Here is a 16001-nt window from a genome sequence, read left to right as displayed (position 1 = left end):
GCCGCCAGCGCAAAACTTTATGATGTATTGCTAACAATTTGCTCTTCTGCTGTTTGCCTCACAAACAGAACTGGTTAGACTGAGCTCTCTTTATGATTTTAATTTGGTTGATTATGAAAAAAAATTTTATTCGCTTTTGTGGGCTTATCATTAGCGTAGTGTTGATTCTTGGTTGTAGCGAGCCAACAGGCCCTAAGCAAGGTGTTCATTACCAGAAATTATCTAACCCTCTGAGCTCTCCTTCTCTTGCGCCGATCACCGAAGTGTTTGCACTCACTTGTACTCACTGCCGAACCATGGAAACGTTTTTGCCTGAACTCGAACAGCTCACTGGGCAACGCTTCGGCAAACTGCATGTTACTTTTAATCAAGGCGCTCAACTGGGCGCGATGATTTATTACAGTGCAGTGATGCAGTTGGATGACATCCCTGATCACGATATGATGGATGACCTATTTGCTGCCGTACAAATGCCTGAAGGCACCACGCCAGCAGAGCGTAAAGCCGCCATTGATCATGCCTTTCATAGCCGACATATCATTAGTCCCTATGATTTTAATGAGATGCAGCAACAACAGCTAATGACAATGCTCGCTTCTGCAGAGCAAATGTCGACACAATCGCAAATTAATGCGGTCCCCACTTTTATTGTTAACGGTAAATACCTGCTGTTAACTAGCGGTCATAGTGACCTAGCCAATATGGCAGAAACGCTGACTTATTTACTTAAACAACCTTAATAAAGTATCTGTATTATGAATAAAATATTGATTGTTCTCGTTCTCTTATTAGCCGTGTTTTTTATCTATCGAAGCTGGAATAACAGTAAGATAGCGGAACAAAATCATGCGGTAGGAGAACGCTTTTTACAAGAAAACCGCCAACAAAATGACGTCATTGAAACTGAAAGTGGCTTACAGTACCAACTCTTACAAGCGGGTACTGGCGAAACTCATCCTAGCCCAACGAGTCGGGTAAAAGTGCATTATGAAGGTCGTTTTCTTGATGGCAGCGTCTTTGATAGCTCCATTAAACGTAATGAGCCCATTGTGTTTGGCTTAAATCAAGTCATTAAAGGTTGGCAAGAAGGTGTGCAATTGATGGTGGAAGGACAAAAAATGCGCTTTTTTATTCCTAGTCATTTGGCTTACGGCAAAAATGGGGCGGGTCCCATTCCTCCTGCAGCAACGTTGATTTTTGATGTTGAACTGATTGAAATCCAATAACTCAGCTTAGCCTTGGTATAACCGTCAACAAGAGTCATTGTGAATAAAACTCATCATAATGACTCTTATCTGACCGTATCTAACCGACTGATTACCCCTTTCCCATCTTAAGCGGTTACCGTTAACACTCGATTCACTGGATAAAAAACTAACCCCGCAGCGGTCACTAATACACAATCCATTCCGCCTGCATGCGCCGCTTGCATACCAAGTTCAGTATCTTCAAATACCACGCACTGTTTAGGTGTTAACTCAAGCAGCTGGCAAGCACGTAAAAATGTTTCAGGATGAGGTTTATGATGTTCCACATCCGTTGCCGTGACTAAAGCATCAAGTTTATCAAGTACCTCAACCTGAGCTAATAAGTTTTCCGCTGATCCTCTCTGACTGCCTGTGCCTATCGCGATTTTCTTTTTACCTAGCTGAGCACAAAAAATGTCATACGTCGCAGAAATCAAACCTCCCTTATCGGCCAATTGTGCAAAGGTATGCATTTTATGGTCAGCGACCTGATGAGCATTCAGATCTAAGTCGAATCGTCGATTGATCTCACTGACAATCTTAAAACTCGGCATGCCTCCCATGCTATGTAGCCATTTTCCATCAAAGGGAAAATTAAAATGGTCTGCGGTCGCTTGCCACGCTTGAAGATGCGCTGGCATCGTATCGATCAAAGTACCATCCATATCAAAAATCAGCCCATCATATTGGCTTAAGTTAAGTGTCATCTATACCTCCAAAGGATCAAGCCGTCACTGTTTACGCTACTTGATATAACCGAAGACAGCAAGTGAATGGTTAATCAGCGATTGAGTCCGTCGGTGATGTTCGGATCACACTTTGTAGCAAAACCTTTTTGACTTACAACTGTACGCTGATATTCTAGTGCACAGTTGTAAGCTAAAGGGCACTTTTATATGGTTAATAAACCACCATTGATCTGGCTTAATGTCATGATTTTTTCACTCAGCTTTGGTCTGGCGGCATTCGTTGCCCCTTGGTATGGCTGGCAATTTGGCTATAGCTGGGAACATCTTTTCTGGCTAGTGGTTTGCTTTTCATTTTGTAATTTATCCATTACCGTAGGCTACCATCGTCTATGGTCACATAAAGCTTTCGAAGCACACTGGCTAATCCGTTTACTGTGTGCATTAGGCGGTGCATTCGCGCTGCAAAATAGTGCTCTACACTGGGCATCGGATCATAGAGTCCACCACAAATTTGTCGACCAAAACGATAAAGATCCCTATTCCGCCAAGCGTGGATTTTGGTATTCACACATCGGTTGGATGCTTCGCCACTATAATCAAGCCACTTACGCTGATTACACGAATTGTCGTGATCTACAAAAAGATAAAATTGTCATGTGGCAACATAAATATTATGTTCCACTGGCAGTTGTCATGAATATAGGCGTGCCTTTACTGCTCGGTTGGTGGTATCAAGATATCATCGGTATGTTACTGATTATTGGCGCGGTCAGATTAGTCCTTAACCATCACACGACCTTTTTTATCAATTCACTGGCCCACATTTGGGGTAAGCAGCCCTATACCGATAAAAATACCGCACGTGATAACGGAATTTTGGCTTTCTTTACCTTTGGTGAGGGCTACCATAATTATCACCATATTTTTGAAAACGATTACCGTAATGGAATTCAGTGGTGGCACTATGACCCAACCAAATGGGTAATCAAAATATGTTCCTGGTTGGGATTAGCCAAAAAATTACGCGTCGCGCCGGCACTGAAAATTGAAACTGCACGGGCAGAAATGCGTTTAAAGTATGCGAAAAAAATCCTCAGTCAACAGCGGCAACATCAGCGGATCTTTACTCATATTCAACAAGAATTTGATGGTTTTGTTGAAACACTTCACGATTATTACGATCTGAAAAAACAGGTGTTAGAAAGCAAAGCCAATTCAGCGATACAGAGTTATGAACGCTCGATCCTCACAACACGCTATCGACAAGTAAAGATGCGTCTACAAGAGAAAAAGCAACGTTGGCAGCTATTAACCAAGCCGTATGCTTATTAAGCTATACCCAAACGACTTGGAGTTGCAGGCAGGCGGCAAGTGAGTGAATCCCCATGAGCATAGGCAAACGATGTGATTGGGGTGAACGAGCGTAGCCAACACCGCTGCAGATTCAAGTAGGAAGGGTATATTCATGATCTCTTCAAACGGGTGATAGTAACTGCCGTATGAACATAATGATTGAATGTTCATTCGGCGAAAACTCCCCGCATGGTCATATCACTCACCACCAAAATACACACCAGAAAAATCAGCAAGCATTATTAATTTAACACGCCAATAACCAATAAAAATCAATACAACAACGTATTTATACGGATTTTTATTCTGCCAATATTTTCATTTGTTTTAGATCATACTAGTAGTAAGTTAAGCTCGTGCTATTGCCAAGTTTTCAGTAAATTCTCCAGTTACAAAAAGCCATAATTTGTTACATGGGTGAAGCCCATTTTACTGGAGAAGACTATGCTTGAACTGCTGATTGGCGCAATCGTCACCATTGCGGTCGGTTATTTTATCGTTAAGGGCTATAAACCAGCGGGGGTACTATTAACCGCCGGAATAGCCTTATTATTAATGACTGGGATATTAGGCTACGCGATTTTACCCGCATCAATTACACCAACCGGTAACTTGATTACCGATTCAATGGAATATGTGAAGTTTACCCTACAAAACCGTGGTGGCGGTTTAGGTATGCAAATCATGTTATTGTGCGGTTTTGCCGCTTATATGACCCATATCGGGGCAAATAACGTAGTGGTTAAACAGTTTTCTAAGCCACTTTCTGTTATTCGCTCGCCTTATGTCTTACTGGTTGCAGCTTACATTGTCGCTTGCTTAATGTCCCTTGCGGTAAGCTCTGCAACAGGCCTAGGCGTGCTACTGATGGCAACTCTCTTCCCTATGATGACGGCGATGGGTATTTCTCGCCCTGCTGCAGTAGCGGTGTGCGCTTCTCCAGCCGCCATTATTTTATCCCCTACTTCTGGCGATGTGGTGATCGCGGCAGAAAAGTCTGGGCTAGCTTTGCATGTCTTTGCGGTAGAAACCGTTCTTCCTGTTTCCATTTGTGCGATCATCGTGATGGCAATCGCTACCTTCTTCTGGAATAAATACCTTGATAAGCGAGACAATACTCCAATGGAACGCGTAGACGTTTCTGCGATTGAAGTGAAAGCGCCAGCCTATTACGCGATTTTGCCTTTCTTACCAATTATTGGCGTTTTCCTATTTAATGGAGAAACCATCCCCGGCTTATCGTTGGATATTTACACCATTGTTGTCGTATCGATTTTTGCTGGTGCGGTGATTGATTTCATCACTAAACGCTTTGATGGTAAGAAAACACTCGAAGATCTGGAATCTTGCTATGAAGGTATGGCAGAGGCATTTAAAGGCGTGGTGATGCTGTTGGTTGCGGCAGGGGTTTTTGCTCAAGGACTGATGTCGATTGGTGCGATTGATAACCTACTTGGATTAGCCGAAACCGCTGGCGCTGGTGGTTTAGCACTGATGCTAATTTTAACCATTTTAACCATGGCTGCGGCTATCGCCACAGGCTCGGGTAATGCTCCGTTTTATGCATTTGTGGAACTTGCCCCAGCACTAGCCGCGAAAATGGGCGTTAACCCAGCGTTTTTAATTATTCCGATGTTACAAGCTTCAAATCTAGGCCGTACCGTTTCTCCGGTATCAGGGGTCGTAGTTGCCACCGCAGGTATGGCGCATATCAGTCCTTTTGAAGTCGTTAAACGTACTTCTGTTCCGGTGTTGGCAGGTCTTATCACCGTGATTATCGGTACTATGGTATTGGTACCAATGATGGCTTAGCACAGTAGCGGCATTCTGTTTACAGATTTAAAAATAAGGCGCATTACTGCGCCTTATTTTTGAGTTATGGTTTTTGAGTTATGGGTTAAAAGCTGAATCTTATTGACGCAAGACTCTTGCTTGAGCGCCAAACACCATTACTGCCGCGCACAATATCATCGTAAACACCACAGCAGGGCCAATCGGCCAATCCCAATAAAGAGAAGCTGCAAATCCAGCCATCATGGCGATATAACCTATTGCTAAGCCAGCAGCGGTTTTACGTTGCCAAGGTAAATAGCATACCGCCAACGCTGGTATAATTAACGAGGCAAACTCTAAGTACACCCCTAAGTTAATCACGAGCGGTGGGATGGCAACAGCGAATAGAAAATAAAACGCCTTACCTTGTAACCAACAGGAGCGATAACGCACAACGATTAACATCGCGAGAGCAATAACCAATACGGGAATCACGTCTTGCCATTGAGCCCACAATAAGCGACCGTTTAGTAAACTCTCTATACTTTCTTTACCATGCGGCTGCTGAGCGACCAATAGCATTGCTGCACAAGCAGCCAACACATAAAAGAGTCCAATGAAGGCTTCCAAATGGGTTTTGATTCGCCCCTCAAAAAAGCACAACAACCCCGCCATACTAAAGGTGACTAAGCTGGCAGCCAACATTTTCCACCATAAGGAACTGCTGTATTGCGGCCACCATAACTCCATCGCTAACATACCGACCGCCGCCATTTGCGCCATCGCTAGGTCAATAAATATCACCCCTCGCTCTAGCACCTGCCTACCCAGAATCCAGTTGATCCATAAAGAGATAAAACCAATCAACAATGGGGCTAACATCCATCCGTAAGCACTCATTATTGTTCCTTAACTAGGCTCAATAAGCGCTCAATAGAATCATCGACCAGTGCAACTAATGATGAGGTATTCGGCTGTCCACCAACACTTTGCGCCAGTTCCACCACCGGCACATTGGTACGCGATGCTAACCAATAAGCCGCATCTTTAGGCTGGTGAGAGGCATAAACAATACCGGATAAACTCGACCAATCTTGCTGTGCTAAGCGATTTAAATGACCCGCCGTTGGCGGAATACCAGGTTTTGGTTCTAAATCCGCGACTTGTTCCATGCTGAGCCAATCAAATAAATAGGCGAATGTGCTGTGATACCCCGCCACTTCCATCCCATGTAGAGGCACAGCTCGCGCTTGCCACTCTTGCATTTTTTTATGCCATTGCCAGCGAAAGCGTGCGCCATTGGCTTTAAACTTCGGAGCATCATCGGGGGCTAGCAATGCCAGACGATCACTCAATGCGCGTGACACAGCAATCATATCACCAATCGCAAACTGAACGTGGGGATTACCATGGGCATGAACATCGCCCATGGAGCGATCAACGTGATCATGCTCATCCAGTAAACGCACATAATCACTGACCCAAAACAAACCAGGCTGACCATTTTGTACTTGACGATTACGGCTCTGCCGCTGCAACTCAGGCAGCCAACCAATTTCCAGTTCAGCGCCGGAGCAAACCACCAAATCGGCATTGCGCATGCGCGCAATCAGTGAAGGGCGAGCTTGTACATAATGAGGATCTTGCAATGCCGTAGTGGCTGAAAAAACTTGTGCCTGCGGCGCATGAGCATGGACTAAGTCAGCCCAATCGGGCTGACAAACAAACACATTTAAGCTCGCCATCGCCGGCATACTGACACAAGCGAATAGACTCAATAATTTAAAACGCATGAGCATGGTGCGCTCCAAAAGACATGACATATTGTAAACTGAATAAGGTTTGATCGCCCTGAGTATGATTTTCACGGGTAATTTGTCCACGTACCCGACCAAAATGAGACGCGTGCCAATCTAATGCCAGATCCCACTCTTTCAAATCATCACGACTGAATTCACCATGGAAATGATCATCATGCGCATGGACATCGCCACTCACGGTGCGCATTTTTCCATAACGGGTACTCACTGTCCAAGTCGGATTAAATTGATAAGCCACTTCTGCGTACCAACCATTAGCACTTTGTTTCGCGCCTGGAGCTGTCGCCATTTGTGTATCAAAGCGATTGTCCAAATACCAAAACTCGGTTGTTGCTCTTACATTACGTTGACGATAATTACCTTCCGGTGCCCATTTCCACGTGAAATCCGTACCGTACAAATTACGACCTGTTAATGAGGGCCCATGCGAATGACCGGCATGATCGTGATCATGGTCATGATCGTGGCTGTGATCGTGTGCGCCTGAAAACTGACGGCCATTACCGTTATACAGTGAACTGATTCCCCAGCGCCAACTGTGTTCAAGTCCAATATCAGCCCCCACTTGGAGGTTAGCCGTATATACCCCCACCGTCGCTGGCTTATCATAACCAGCATCTAATGGCTTACCACCTAACGCTTCGACGCTGGCTTGCAGATAAAAATCGGTTGGTAATAACCAAGTCATTTGTACACCATCATCAAAATAATGGCCGCCAAGTAAGGCGCGATACACTGCCGGACGCTCAACAAAGGCGTCTTCATGCATGTGCTTACTGTTTAAGTAGCCGACATTGGATAACAGACGTCCTGCTTTAAGCTTTAAGCCAAACGGTAAACTCATGGTTTCTATCCAGGCCTCTTCCAGCTCTAACTCGGTTTTAGAACCATGGCTATCTAATACCGCCACCAACTGACCTTTAAAGTTATGATCGATGTTACTGCTTAACATCAGCTCAGAATGACCAAGGCCAAATCCCTTGTCACGACTTCCCCAATGGCGATTGTCGCTCTGATAAGCACCATCTAAAACAACACCAATATCGACTTGTGGTGATGCTAAGCTTTGTCCAATAAAACCCATTACACCAAACCCAATCACCGCTACGACTGATTTATTCACCGAGTTTCTCCTATAAATATACACAATGATTATTGATTACCTATTGATGGCAACGAATGTTATGTTATAACATATCAACAATCAACTACTACTATGGTACTTAAGGAAAAATCCATGTTATCTCTATCTCATCGTCAAGCCCCTCGGCTGGCGGCACTGTCACTCAGCGTATTATTGCTATTAGGTTGTCAAGAAGGTGAAAATCACGCGACCAGTAACGAAGACTCCGATCATCATCACTCAATGATTACTTCTCGGCTGCTGATTTCAGAACACAATAGCCAAACACTACACCTGTTTGATAGCCAAGCTTGGCGTCAGCGCACCCAATTTACTTTGCAACAAACACCCTCAGGGCTGAAAACCAGTCCAAAGGGGCGATACGCTCTAGCTCTGCAACGAAATTTTGATCAAGTCGAAGTGATTGATAGTGGTATTGTCGCCGAACAACATGGCGATCATTATCATTTGCACAATCATAGTCCGAGATTGTTGTCTGAACGCTATCAGGGAGTAAAGCCAACCCACTATGACGTTACACAAGATCAAGTCGCGCTGTTCTTTGATGGTGATAACACGACTAGCGCAAACGCGCAATTTCGCGTATTAGATGAGCAATCGATAGGTCAAGTTTCTAGTGTCGCTATCCATTCCTTTGACCATGCCCAGCATGGTACTGCTCAGTTACTGAGAGATTTCGCTTTTACTGGCATTAAAGATCAAAGCACCACTAGCTTGCCGGATAAAGTGATTGCACTGAAAAGACACGGTGACCATTTTCATCGCCTCCAGAGCTTCACGGCTCAAGACTGCCCTGCTTTACATGGCAGTGCGCAAACGGCAAACTTGGTCGCTTTTGCGTGTTTAGAGCACGTGCTTGTCGTCAATGTACAGGGGGAAACGATAACTTCACAATCCATCAATAATCCAACGTTTAATAACGGTACTCGCTTTGGAACGTTATTTGGCTATCCTGCTAATGACACGCTACTTGCGGTGGCTAATAACCAGCAATTCTTTAGTTTGAAAAATGGTCATTTTCAGGAAATCGACTGGAAAACCGAGCAAACTCAACGCACACTCGCCTATTTAACCACCGAGGAGTACTTATTCATCGTTACGCCACAAGCACGGTTGATCGCTTATCATGCGGCGGATAATTTTGCTCAGCAATTCAGTTTATCGCTCTGGGACAATGTACCAACATTAGCAGAAGGCCAACGGATCCAAATGGCCTTCGATCCGAGAAATCAACAGTTATTCATCACCAATCCGGCTGACCAAACGGTGCTGCAACTCAGTGTGACTGAGCTACGGATTGTACAGCGTCACCAATTAGGCTTTATCCCTCAGTTTATTACTTGGTTAGGCACTACTGAACACGAGCATCATCACTAAACCTGTCTTTGCAGCCCATCGTTTCGCTGGGCTGCAATATAGTCATTTAGCCTACCAATCGTTCAACATTTAATCACATTCAGCGTTTTAATGTGATTAGTATCATATTTTTTTGGCTAAACCCTACGCTTCGTGCTAGAATCCGCGCCAATTAGATAGTCAGATAATTCTTACACACTGGCTATTACTAGGGATAACTTACCCACAGTACTTGAAGTGGCTCGCTATATAGCAAGTAAATGTATGCTTGATACACAAAGAGAAGCTTTGTGGTGAAAACCATGCAATACCGCTATCTTCCAGCAGCAAGGGTATATCATCATACGGATGTGACCGATTAGTTTTTACCGCGAGGTCACCCACTACCATGTCGTTTTTAAAAAATTTAGCTATCCGCAAAAAAATTGCGCTGGCGTTTAGTATTATTGCTGCCGTCAATATTATCTTTGGCGCATACCTTTACCGCTCTCTTAACTCTATTCAACACGATGTACTTAACCTGACCGACGATACCTTACCATCCATGATGATGGTCAATACCATTAAGTACAATATGTCATCGGTACGTCGAGCACAAATTGGTTTACTTTCTTCAACGGATAGCCACGAGATCGCTGAGGATATGCGCTGGATGGACGACCACTATCGGACTATTCAAGCAGATTTAACCCGCTATGAAAATAGTATTTGGAGCGATCATGAGCGCTCAATTTTTATGCCAGTCAAAAACTTATGGCAAGAGTATCTGCGTGTTCTTGGCTCATTCAATAATGATGTCATGAATCACAACATGACAAAGGCTCAACAAGATTTACAAAATGCTTTACCAACGTTTGAGCGTCTAGAACTGGCGGTGGATGAGTTACTAAAACTGAACCTTTCCTATGTCGATAATAACCGCACTGAATTAACAGATTTAATTGATACTATTAGTCAATTCTCTATTTCCAGTATTGTTGCCCTGCTTGGCTTTATGGTCTTTATGACTTGGCTACTGGCGAATTTAATCTGCCGTCCTTTACAACAAGTGGTTACTCAAGCCAACGCGATTGCTGATGGTAACTTAGGCCATCAAATGGATCGCCAACAAATTGGCCAAGATGAGCTCGGTGAACTCGCTGACGCTTGCACCACCATGCAAAATAACTTGCGTGTGATGGTCGAAGAAATTGTCGCCGGTGCAACACAATTAACTCAAGCGGTTGATGAAGTCAGCGCCGTCTCAGAACAAACTTCACAAGGTATGCGCGAGCAGCAAGAAGAAGTGATGCAAATTGCGACCGCAATGACAGAGATGAAATCCACAGTAGCAGAAGTCGCACGTAATACCGAAGTGGCTTCAGATTCTGCGCGTGATAGCAATCAACAAGCCATCACTGGCGCACAACAAATGAATGCAGTCGCTAACTCTATTATCCAAGTGACACAAGAGATTTCTCAAGCCGAGCAACGCGTACTAGAACTGGAAGATCAAGCGCAACAAATTAATATGGTGGTAGATGTGATCAGCAATATTGCTGACCAAACCAATTTGCTTGCTCTCAATGCCGCAATTGAAGCCGCGCGAGCTGGCGAACAAGGTCGTGGCTTTGCCGTAGTTGCCGATGAAGTGCGAGCCCTTGCAGGGAAAACTCAGCAATCAACAGGTGACATTGTGGCTATTATCCAGAACTTGCAAAGTTGCGCAGCAAAAGCACGCCAAGCAACGGCACAAAGTAGCGAATTAATGGGCCAATGTGTCAACCAAAGTCATCAGACTCAAGAAGCCATCGAACAAATCAGCACCCAAAGTGCACAAATTGCTGATATGACGATTCAAATTGCCAGCGCTTGTGGTGAGCAAGATTCCGTCAGTGAAGAGTTGAGCCGCAACATTGAACGCATCAATGAGTCAGCGAAACAAGTCGCGCAAGGTTCATCAAGTGCCGCTCAAGCCTGCGTTGAACTCAGTCAACTCGCCGCTCAATTACAAAGCACGGTCAATCGCTTTCGGGTATAAAGCGATGGTTTGATAACCTGTTTTTAATATTGAATACAGAAAATGGCGAGCTTTTATGCTCGCCATTTTTATTATAAAACAGACACAAATGCCCCCTTAACTTTATCATGAGCCAACGCTATCGCTTGGCTTAGATCAGCAATGAGATCATCAGGATGCTCAACACCGATACTTAAACGAATCAGTTTATCGGTTATCCCATACTTCTCCCTCTGCTCTTTATCTAAGCCAGAATGAGTTGTCGTCGCAGGATGACAAGCTAAACTTTCCAAATCACCCAAACTTACCGATTGTTTGAATAGCACCAGACTATCTAGGCATTTTCTTACCGCATTAAGATCGGATCTTAATTCAAAACTGACCATCGCTCCCCATACTGGCGGATTTTTATCATCACGACTTTCGGTTTCTAATCCAGGGAAATAGACTCTTGCTATCAGAGGATGCTTTGCTAAAAACTCAGCGACTTTAAATGCTCCATTTTGGTGCTGTTCCATTCTCAAAGATAGAGTCCTTAAACCTCGATGTAATAAGTAGGCTTCTTGAGGACCAAGGCATGATCCAAGCTGCTTATTGGATATTCCACGGATGAGATTTAAATAATGGTCGCTCCCTGAAATCACGCCAGCAATAATATCTCCATGACCACTTAAATACTTGGTGGCACTGTGTACAACAATATCAATACCCAATTCTATCGGCTTGAGTACAGCAGGAGATAAAAAAGTATTATCACAGACTGTAATCGCACCTATATTTCTAGCTGTACTAACAACTGAATGAATATCATTAACTCTGACGGTTGGGTTAGAGATAGATTCAAAAAATATGACTCGAGTATTGGGATTTGCTCGCAGAGTTAAATCCGATACATCAGCGTAATGAACAACTTTTATGCCCATTCGAACCAGTAAGTTATCGCATAAACTTTGTGTTCCTCCATAAATAGGATCGACAATCGCTAATTCATCGCCGGTATCTAATAAAGAGAGTAATACACTACTGATTGCTGACATACCACTCGAAACAGCTAAAGATTGTTCAGCCCCCTCCATATTCGCTAATTGAGTTTCTAACATACTAATGGTTGGATTACGCATTCGGCTATAAACATAACCATTTTCTTCGCCTGAAAAAATCTTTTTACCATTTTCAAAATTATGGTATTCAAATGCACTACTTTGATAAATGGGTATAGTTAATGAGCCAAATTGATCTTCTATTACACTACTGTGTAGTAATTGTGTTTTATTATTCATATTTATCTACTTTTTTAGTTTTTAACGATTGTTTTATAATATTTATTAGCCACTTCAGGATGAGATCTTAAACGCCCTTTTAATACATTATCTCCCACTTGATAGAATAGTGGGTTATTAGGATCTGAAGTTGGACCTAAAGCTTGATTTTTTAACCTTTCTGGTAAAAATAATTTAGGCACTCGACTCTCTAATCTAGGCCCCATGAAATACGCAATAGAGAACCGCTCCTGTCCATGATTAGGACTAACTACACGATGTTCAGTCGCCTTTAAGTAACCATCTGAAGCAAGCTCAAGTAATTCACCAATATTCACAATTAAGGTGTCTTTTTTCGGCGGAACCGCGAGCCATTTATCATTAATTAATACTTCGAGACCACTAACCTTATCTTGGAGAAGTAAAGTTAAATAACCTGGGTCTTTGTGTGCTCCTACGCCTTGACGTGAAGAGCTCTGTGCCGAATCAACATAAGGATAACGGATCAACTTTAGATGTTGATATGGATTACCCATTATCGAGTGACTAAATACATCGGGATCTTGTTCTAACGCCAAAGCAAAGGCTGATAACAACTCTTGAGCAATAAAAGACAGATCATTCATAAAGTCTAAAATAAGCTCACGCATATGAGGAATACTTTCTGGCCATTGATTAGGACCATAAATATTCATCCATAACGGTGAGTCTTCTAATTGCCTTACTGGTTCTTCATTCATGACATCAAACTGTTCACGTATATCTATGCTCCCTTTGGTTTTTTCCTCTCCAATACCAGAAAAACCTCTGAAATGTGGGGAGTTAATCATGGAAACTTTATTTTTCTCTTCTGAAGATAAAGTGAAAAAATCAGTAGCTATATGATGAATATGATTGATTTTTTCATTATTAACACCAAAATCTGATAGATAAAAAAAACCAACATCTCTTGCAACTCGGCTAAGTGAATAAATAAATTGGTCTCTATTGGAGTAAAGTTCGGCTAAAGATAGCGTTGGTAATTCATGCATTATTATTTTCTCCGTAGTTTATATTCTATTTTAATAAAACTATTATCACGAATACGTTATGAATAGTGATTAAAAATACAGGTGTTCAATAAATCATAAAATTAAGATTTAATAGTCCCTCACCATAAAAATAGTGGTATTTAAATTTAGGTAAAGTTAAATATTCCATCAATAACTAATCTAATAAGTTTTAAACACGGATATTGATATCTACTATCACTCCCTAAATTTAAATCTAATCGCTAATTTTAAATAAATATTATTTAAATGAATTAACATTTCGTTGAACTTGTAATTGAATATCATCAATAAGTGCTTTTACTTCCGGCCATGGTCCATGTCCTGACTCAATATTAATATGACCAACATAACCCGCATCGTAAGTCAGTAAGCCCAAATCAGAAGCTAAACAGCAAGCATGGTCATAGTTCATCCAAGGATCATTTCTACTCACTACCATGGTCCCCAAAACACCAAGGGCGCGAATTGTTAACGTTTCAACAATCGAACGTTCGTTCGGAAAATCAGCCTTATGACCATAAGAAGTGAATCGATACGGGGAAGCCGGTGCAACAAATAAGACACCACTCACTTTCGATTGTAACTGTTTTCGAGCGATAGCATCTAAAGCGGCTAAGCAACCGAAGCTATGAGCAACGATGATAATGGGTAGCGTTTGCTGGTCTAGATACTGCTGGATCTGTGCTGACCATTGACTAAGAATCGGTTTATGGTGATCAATCGCCTTTATCCTCTCCGTGTTAGGGTATTGAGTCTGAAGCCATGTTTGCCAATGTCCATTAGGGCTGCCTTTATAACCTGGAATCACCAAAATTTTATCTATCATACTCAATCCCTAATCAATATAGATGAATGTAACCTATTGATTGCACAAGTCATGCCAAATCAGTGAATTTTATAAATTAGTTAAATATCAATGTAATCAACTGAAAATTAATGGTTTTTACATCTCTATTTCGCTAAAAAATTCCATATAACTTTTTATTACTATATGGAATAAAAACTCATTTCTAAATAACAATAAACCCTTTACATTTAACAGGTATTCCTCGAAAAATGAGTATGACAAAAATGGTTATTGGCGAAAATCACGGTCTAAAACAAACAATGCAGCAAGTACAATTGGTTTCACTGACTGATTCTACAGCTCTTATCCTTGGGGAGACCGGATCTGGAAAAGAAGTGATTGCCCGTTATATCCATAATCACTCTCAGCGATTTCAAAACGACTTTATTCGAGTAAACTGTGGTGCGATCCCTTCGGAACTGATTGATTCAGAATTATTTGGGCATGAGAAAGGCAGCTTTACTGGTGCAATCTCTCAAAAAAAAGGATGGTTTGAACGCGCTGATGGCGGTACGTTATTTTTAGATGAAATAGGTGAATTAAGTTTAGCGGCTCAAGTGCGTTTGTTACGAGTATTACAAGAAGGCTCATTTACTCGGGTTGGAGGGGAGAGAGAAATCAGCGTTAACGTTCGTATTATTGCTGCTACACATCGAAATTTAGAACTCTCTGTCCAGCAAGGATTATTTAGAGAGGACTTGTGGTTTCGTATTAATATTTTTCCAATCCATCTGCCAGCATTGCGCCAACGTTTTGGTGATATGCAACAACTTACTGAACATTTTGCTCACAAAGCGTCCAATCGTCTAGGTTTACCTCTTTGTTTACCAAGTGATGAACAGATAGATTACTTAAAACGCTACCATTGGCCAGGTAATGTTAGGGAATTACAAGCCATTATCGAAAGAGCGGCGATTTTAGGACAGGGAAAATATCTTGCCATTGAACAATCGTTGATCTTACAACCTGACTCTTTGCAAGAGCCGACCACATCTCGACTAAGCAGTGAAAGTCATTCGGAAGTCTCATCATTCCTTAGTTTAGAGAAGGTGATATATGACCATATTTGTAATGCTTTACGTCATTGCCACGGAAGAATAGAAGGTCCTTTTGGAGCAGCGAAACTACTCGCCATTAATCCAAATACGCTACGTTCAAAAATGCGTAAATTAAATATATCTCGTCATGCTTGCCATCATAACCGTTCCTAAAATCTATACCCAAACCACTTGACCGACAAGTGAGCGCCGATAAGCATAGACAGGCTATGTGATTGAGGTGAACGAACGTGGCCAACACTCCTGCAGCTTCACATAGGAAGGGGATAAACGGTATAAAAAAATATCCTCCGGCATAGCCGGAGGTTTTTCATATGCGCCTATAAGGCTTTCTTACAAGCAGCGCCCTAACAGGCGCATCACGATCTGACATTTGCATATGACGATTACTTACGGCCCGTAAA

The 16001-nt window shown here is 42.4% G+C and carries 14 protein-coding genes; 7 read left to right on the top strand and 7 right to left on the bottom strand.

Going from position 1 to position 16001, the window contains the following annotated elements; genetic code table 11:
* The first annotated feature begins 113 nt into the window (after positions 1 to 113).
* Both FKQ60_RS06845 and FKQ60_RS06840 read left to right on the top strand, forming a co-directional pair.
* The gene (locus FKQ60_RS06845) at positions 114 to 740 is read left to right on the top strand and encodes a thiol:disulfide interchange protein DsbA/DsbL (RefSeq protein ID WP_154171180.1); all 627 of its coding nucleotides are present in this window, start codon (positions 114 to 116) and stop codon (positions 738 to 740) included.
* 15 nt (positions 741 to 755) lie between these two features.
* Complete coding sequence (locus tag FKQ60_RS06840) at positions 756 to 1226, top strand: FKBP-type peptidyl-prolyl cis-trans isomerase (protein WP_170904454.1); 471 nt, start codon at positions 756 to 758, stop codon at positions 1224 to 1226.
* Positions 1227 to 1333: 107 nt separating this feature from the next.
* Here FKQ60_RS06840 and FKQ60_RS06835 read toward each other — a convergent pair whose 3' ends face one another.
* The gene (locus FKQ60_RS06835) at positions 1334 to 1954 is read right to left on the bottom strand and encodes a beta-phosphoglucomutase family hydrolase (protein ID WP_161438524.1); all 621 of its coding nucleotides are present in this window, start codon (positions 1952 to 1954) and stop codon (positions 1334 to 1336) included.
* A gap of 189 nt (positions 1955 to 2143) precedes the next feature.
* Between FKQ60_RS06835 and FKQ60_RS06830 the strand changes: the two genes are divergently transcribed.
* On the top strand, positions 2144 to 3268 hold the full coding sequence (locus FKQ60_RS06830) for a fatty acid desaturase (RefSeq protein WP_170906210.1): 1125 nt from the start codon (positions 2144 to 2146) through the stop codon (positions 3266 to 3268).
* A 465-nt stretch (positions 3269 to 3733) separates the two neighbouring features.
* Positions 3734 to 5101 carry an anaerobic C4-dicarboxylate transporter DcuC gene (dcuC, locus tag FKQ60_RS06825; protein WP_154171184.1) on the top strand — a complete coding sequence of 456 codons (1368 nt, stop codon included), beginning with the start codon at positions 3734 to 3736 and terminating at the stop codon, positions 5099 to 5101.
* A gap of 99 nt (positions 5102 to 5200) precedes the next feature.
* On the opposite strand, the gene FKQ60_RS06820 is transcribed toward dcuC, so the two are convergent.
* The 3 genes from FKQ60_RS06820 to FKQ60_RS06810 are packed head-to-tail and all read right to left on the bottom strand — an operon-like array spanning position 5201 to position 7966.
* Positions 5201 to 5962 (bottom strand): zinc ABC transporter permease, encoded by a 762-nt coding sequence (locus tag FKQ60_RS06820; protein WP_170906208.1) that lies wholly within the window; start codon positions 5960 to 5962, stop codon positions 5201 to 5203.
* Positions 5962 to 6861: a zinc ABC transporter substrate-binding protein gene (locus FKQ60_RS06815; protein ID WP_158137255.1), complete on the bottom strand. Its 900-nt coding sequence runs from the start codon at positions 6859 to 6861 to the stop codon at positions 5962 to 5964. Before FKQ60_RS06815 ends, FKQ60_RS06820 begins: the two co-directional genes overlap by 1 nt.
* Entirely contained in the window at positions 6845 to 7966 is a 1122-nt protein-coding gene (locus FKQ60_RS06810; protein ID WP_212752400.1) for a TonB-dependent receptor, read from the bottom strand. The genes FKQ60_RS06815 and FKQ60_RS06810 overlap by 17 nt, the downstream gene beginning before the upstream one ends.
* A 153-nt stretch (positions 7967 to 8119) precedes the next feature.
* On the opposite strand from FKQ60_RS06810, the gene FKQ60_RS06805 reads away from it, so the two are divergent.
* Both FKQ60_RS06805 and FKQ60_RS06800 read left to right on the top strand, forming a co-directional pair.
* Positions 8120 to 9403, top strand: coding sequence for a hypothetical protein (locus tag FKQ60_RS06805; RefSeq protein ID WP_170904459.1), 1284 nt, complete (start codon positions 8120 to 8122; stop codon positions 9401 to 9403).
* A 367-nt stretch (positions 9404 to 9770) separates the two neighbouring features.
* The gene (locus FKQ60_RS06800) at positions 9771 to 11402 is read left to right on the top strand and encodes a methyl-accepting chemotaxis protein (protein WP_158137252.1); all 1632 of its coding nucleotides are present in this window, start codon (positions 9771 to 9773) and stop codon (positions 11400 to 11402) included.
* Between the two features lie 71 nt (positions 11403 to 11473).
* Here FKQ60_RS06800 and FKQ60_RS06795 read toward each other — a convergent pair whose 3' ends face one another.
* The 3 genes from FKQ60_RS06795 to FKQ60_RS06785 form a co-directional block, all read right to left on the bottom strand.
* On the bottom strand, positions 11474 to 12661 hold the full coding sequence (locus tag FKQ60_RS06795; protein WP_154171190.1) for a PLP-dependent aspartate aminotransferase family protein: 1188 nt from the start codon (positions 12659 to 12661) through the stop codon (positions 11474 to 11476).
* Positions 12662 to 12675: 14 nt separating this feature from the next.
* Positions 12676 to 13671, bottom strand: a complete 996-nt coding sequence (locus FKQ60_RS06790; RefSeq protein WP_158137249.1) for a 2-oxoglutarate and iron-dependent oxygenase domain-containing protein — start codon at positions 13669 to 13671, stop codon at positions 12676 to 12678.
* A 259-nt stretch (positions 13672 to 13930) separates the two neighbouring features.
* Positions 13931 to 14518, bottom strand: coding sequence for an alpha/beta hydrolase (locus FKQ60_RS06785; protein ID WP_170906207.1), 588 nt, complete (start codon positions 14516 to 14518; stop codon positions 13931 to 13933).
* Positions 14519 to 14748: 230 nt separating this feature from the next.
* On the opposite strand from FKQ60_RS06785, the gene FKQ60_RS06780 reads away from it, so the two are divergent.
* Positions 14749 to 15750 (top strand): sigma-54 dependent transcriptional regulator, encoded by a 1002-nt coding sequence (locus FKQ60_RS06780; protein WP_233268121.1) that lies wholly within the window; start codon positions 14749 to 14751, stop codon positions 15748 to 15750.
* Positions 15751 to 16001: the final 251 nt, after the last annotated feature.

The sequence above is a fragment of the Vibrio sp. A11 genome (assembly GCF_013048705.1).
Lineage (GTDB): Bacteria > Pseudomonadota > Gammaproteobacteria > Enterobacterales > Vibrionaceae > Vibrio > Vibrio metschnikovii.
Note: the sequence above shows the minus strand (reverse complement) of the source record. Positions and strands in the feature narration are given on the sequence as shown.

Coding starts and splice junctions, on each gene's coding strand:
- FKQ60_RS06845 (WP_154171180.1), top strand. CDS start 114: ATGAAAAAAAATTTTATTCGCTTTTGTGGGCTTATCATTAGCGTAGTG.
- FKQ60_RS06840 (WP_170904454.1), top strand. CDS start 756: ATGAATAAAATATTGATTGTTCTCGTTCTCTTATTAGCCGTGTTTTTT.
- FKQ60_RS06835 (WP_161438524.1), bottom strand. CDS start 1,954: ATGACACTTAACTTAAGCCAATATGATGGGCTGATTTTTGATATGGAT.
- FKQ60_RS06830 (WP_170906210.1), top strand. CDS start 2,144: ATGGTTAATAAACCACCATTGATCTGGCTTAATGTCATGATTTTTTCA.
- dcuC (WP_154171184.1), top strand. CDS start 3,734: ATGCTTGAACTGCTGATTGGCGCAATCGTCACCATTGCGGTCGGTTAT.
- FKQ60_RS06820 (WP_170906208.1), bottom strand. CDS start 5,962: ATGAGTGCTTACGGATGGATGTTAGCCCCATTGTTGATTGGTTTTATC.
- FKQ60_RS06815 (WP_158137255.1), bottom strand. CDS start 6,861: ATGCTCATGCGTTTTAAATTATTGAGTCTATTCGCTTGTGTCAGTATG.
- FKQ60_RS06810 (WP_212752400.1), bottom strand. CDS start 7,966: ATGGGTTTTATTGGACAAAGCTTAGCATCACCACAAGTCGATATTGGT.
- FKQ60_RS06805 (WP_170904459.1), top strand. CDS start 8,120: ATGTTATCTCTATCTCATCGTCAAGCCCCTCGGCTGGCGGCACTGTCA.
- FKQ60_RS06800 (WP_158137252.1), top strand. CDS start 9,771: ATGTCGTTTTTAAAAAATTTAGCTATCCGCAAAAAAATTGCGCTGGCG.
- FKQ60_RS06795 (WP_154171190.1), bottom strand. CDS start 12,661: ATGAATAATAAAACACAATTACTACACAGTAGTGTAATAGAAGATCAA.
- FKQ60_RS06790 (WP_158137249.1), bottom strand. CDS start 13,671: ATGCATGAATTACCAACGCTATCTTTAGCCGAACTTTACTCCAATAGA.
- FKQ60_RS06785 (WP_170906207.1), bottom strand. CDS start 14,518: ATGATAGATAAAATTTTGGTGATTCCAGGTTATAAAGGCAGCCCTAAT.
- FKQ60_RS06780 (WP_233268121.1), top strand. CDS start 14,749: ATGAGTATGACAAAAATGGTTATTGGCGAAAATCACGGTCTAAAACAA.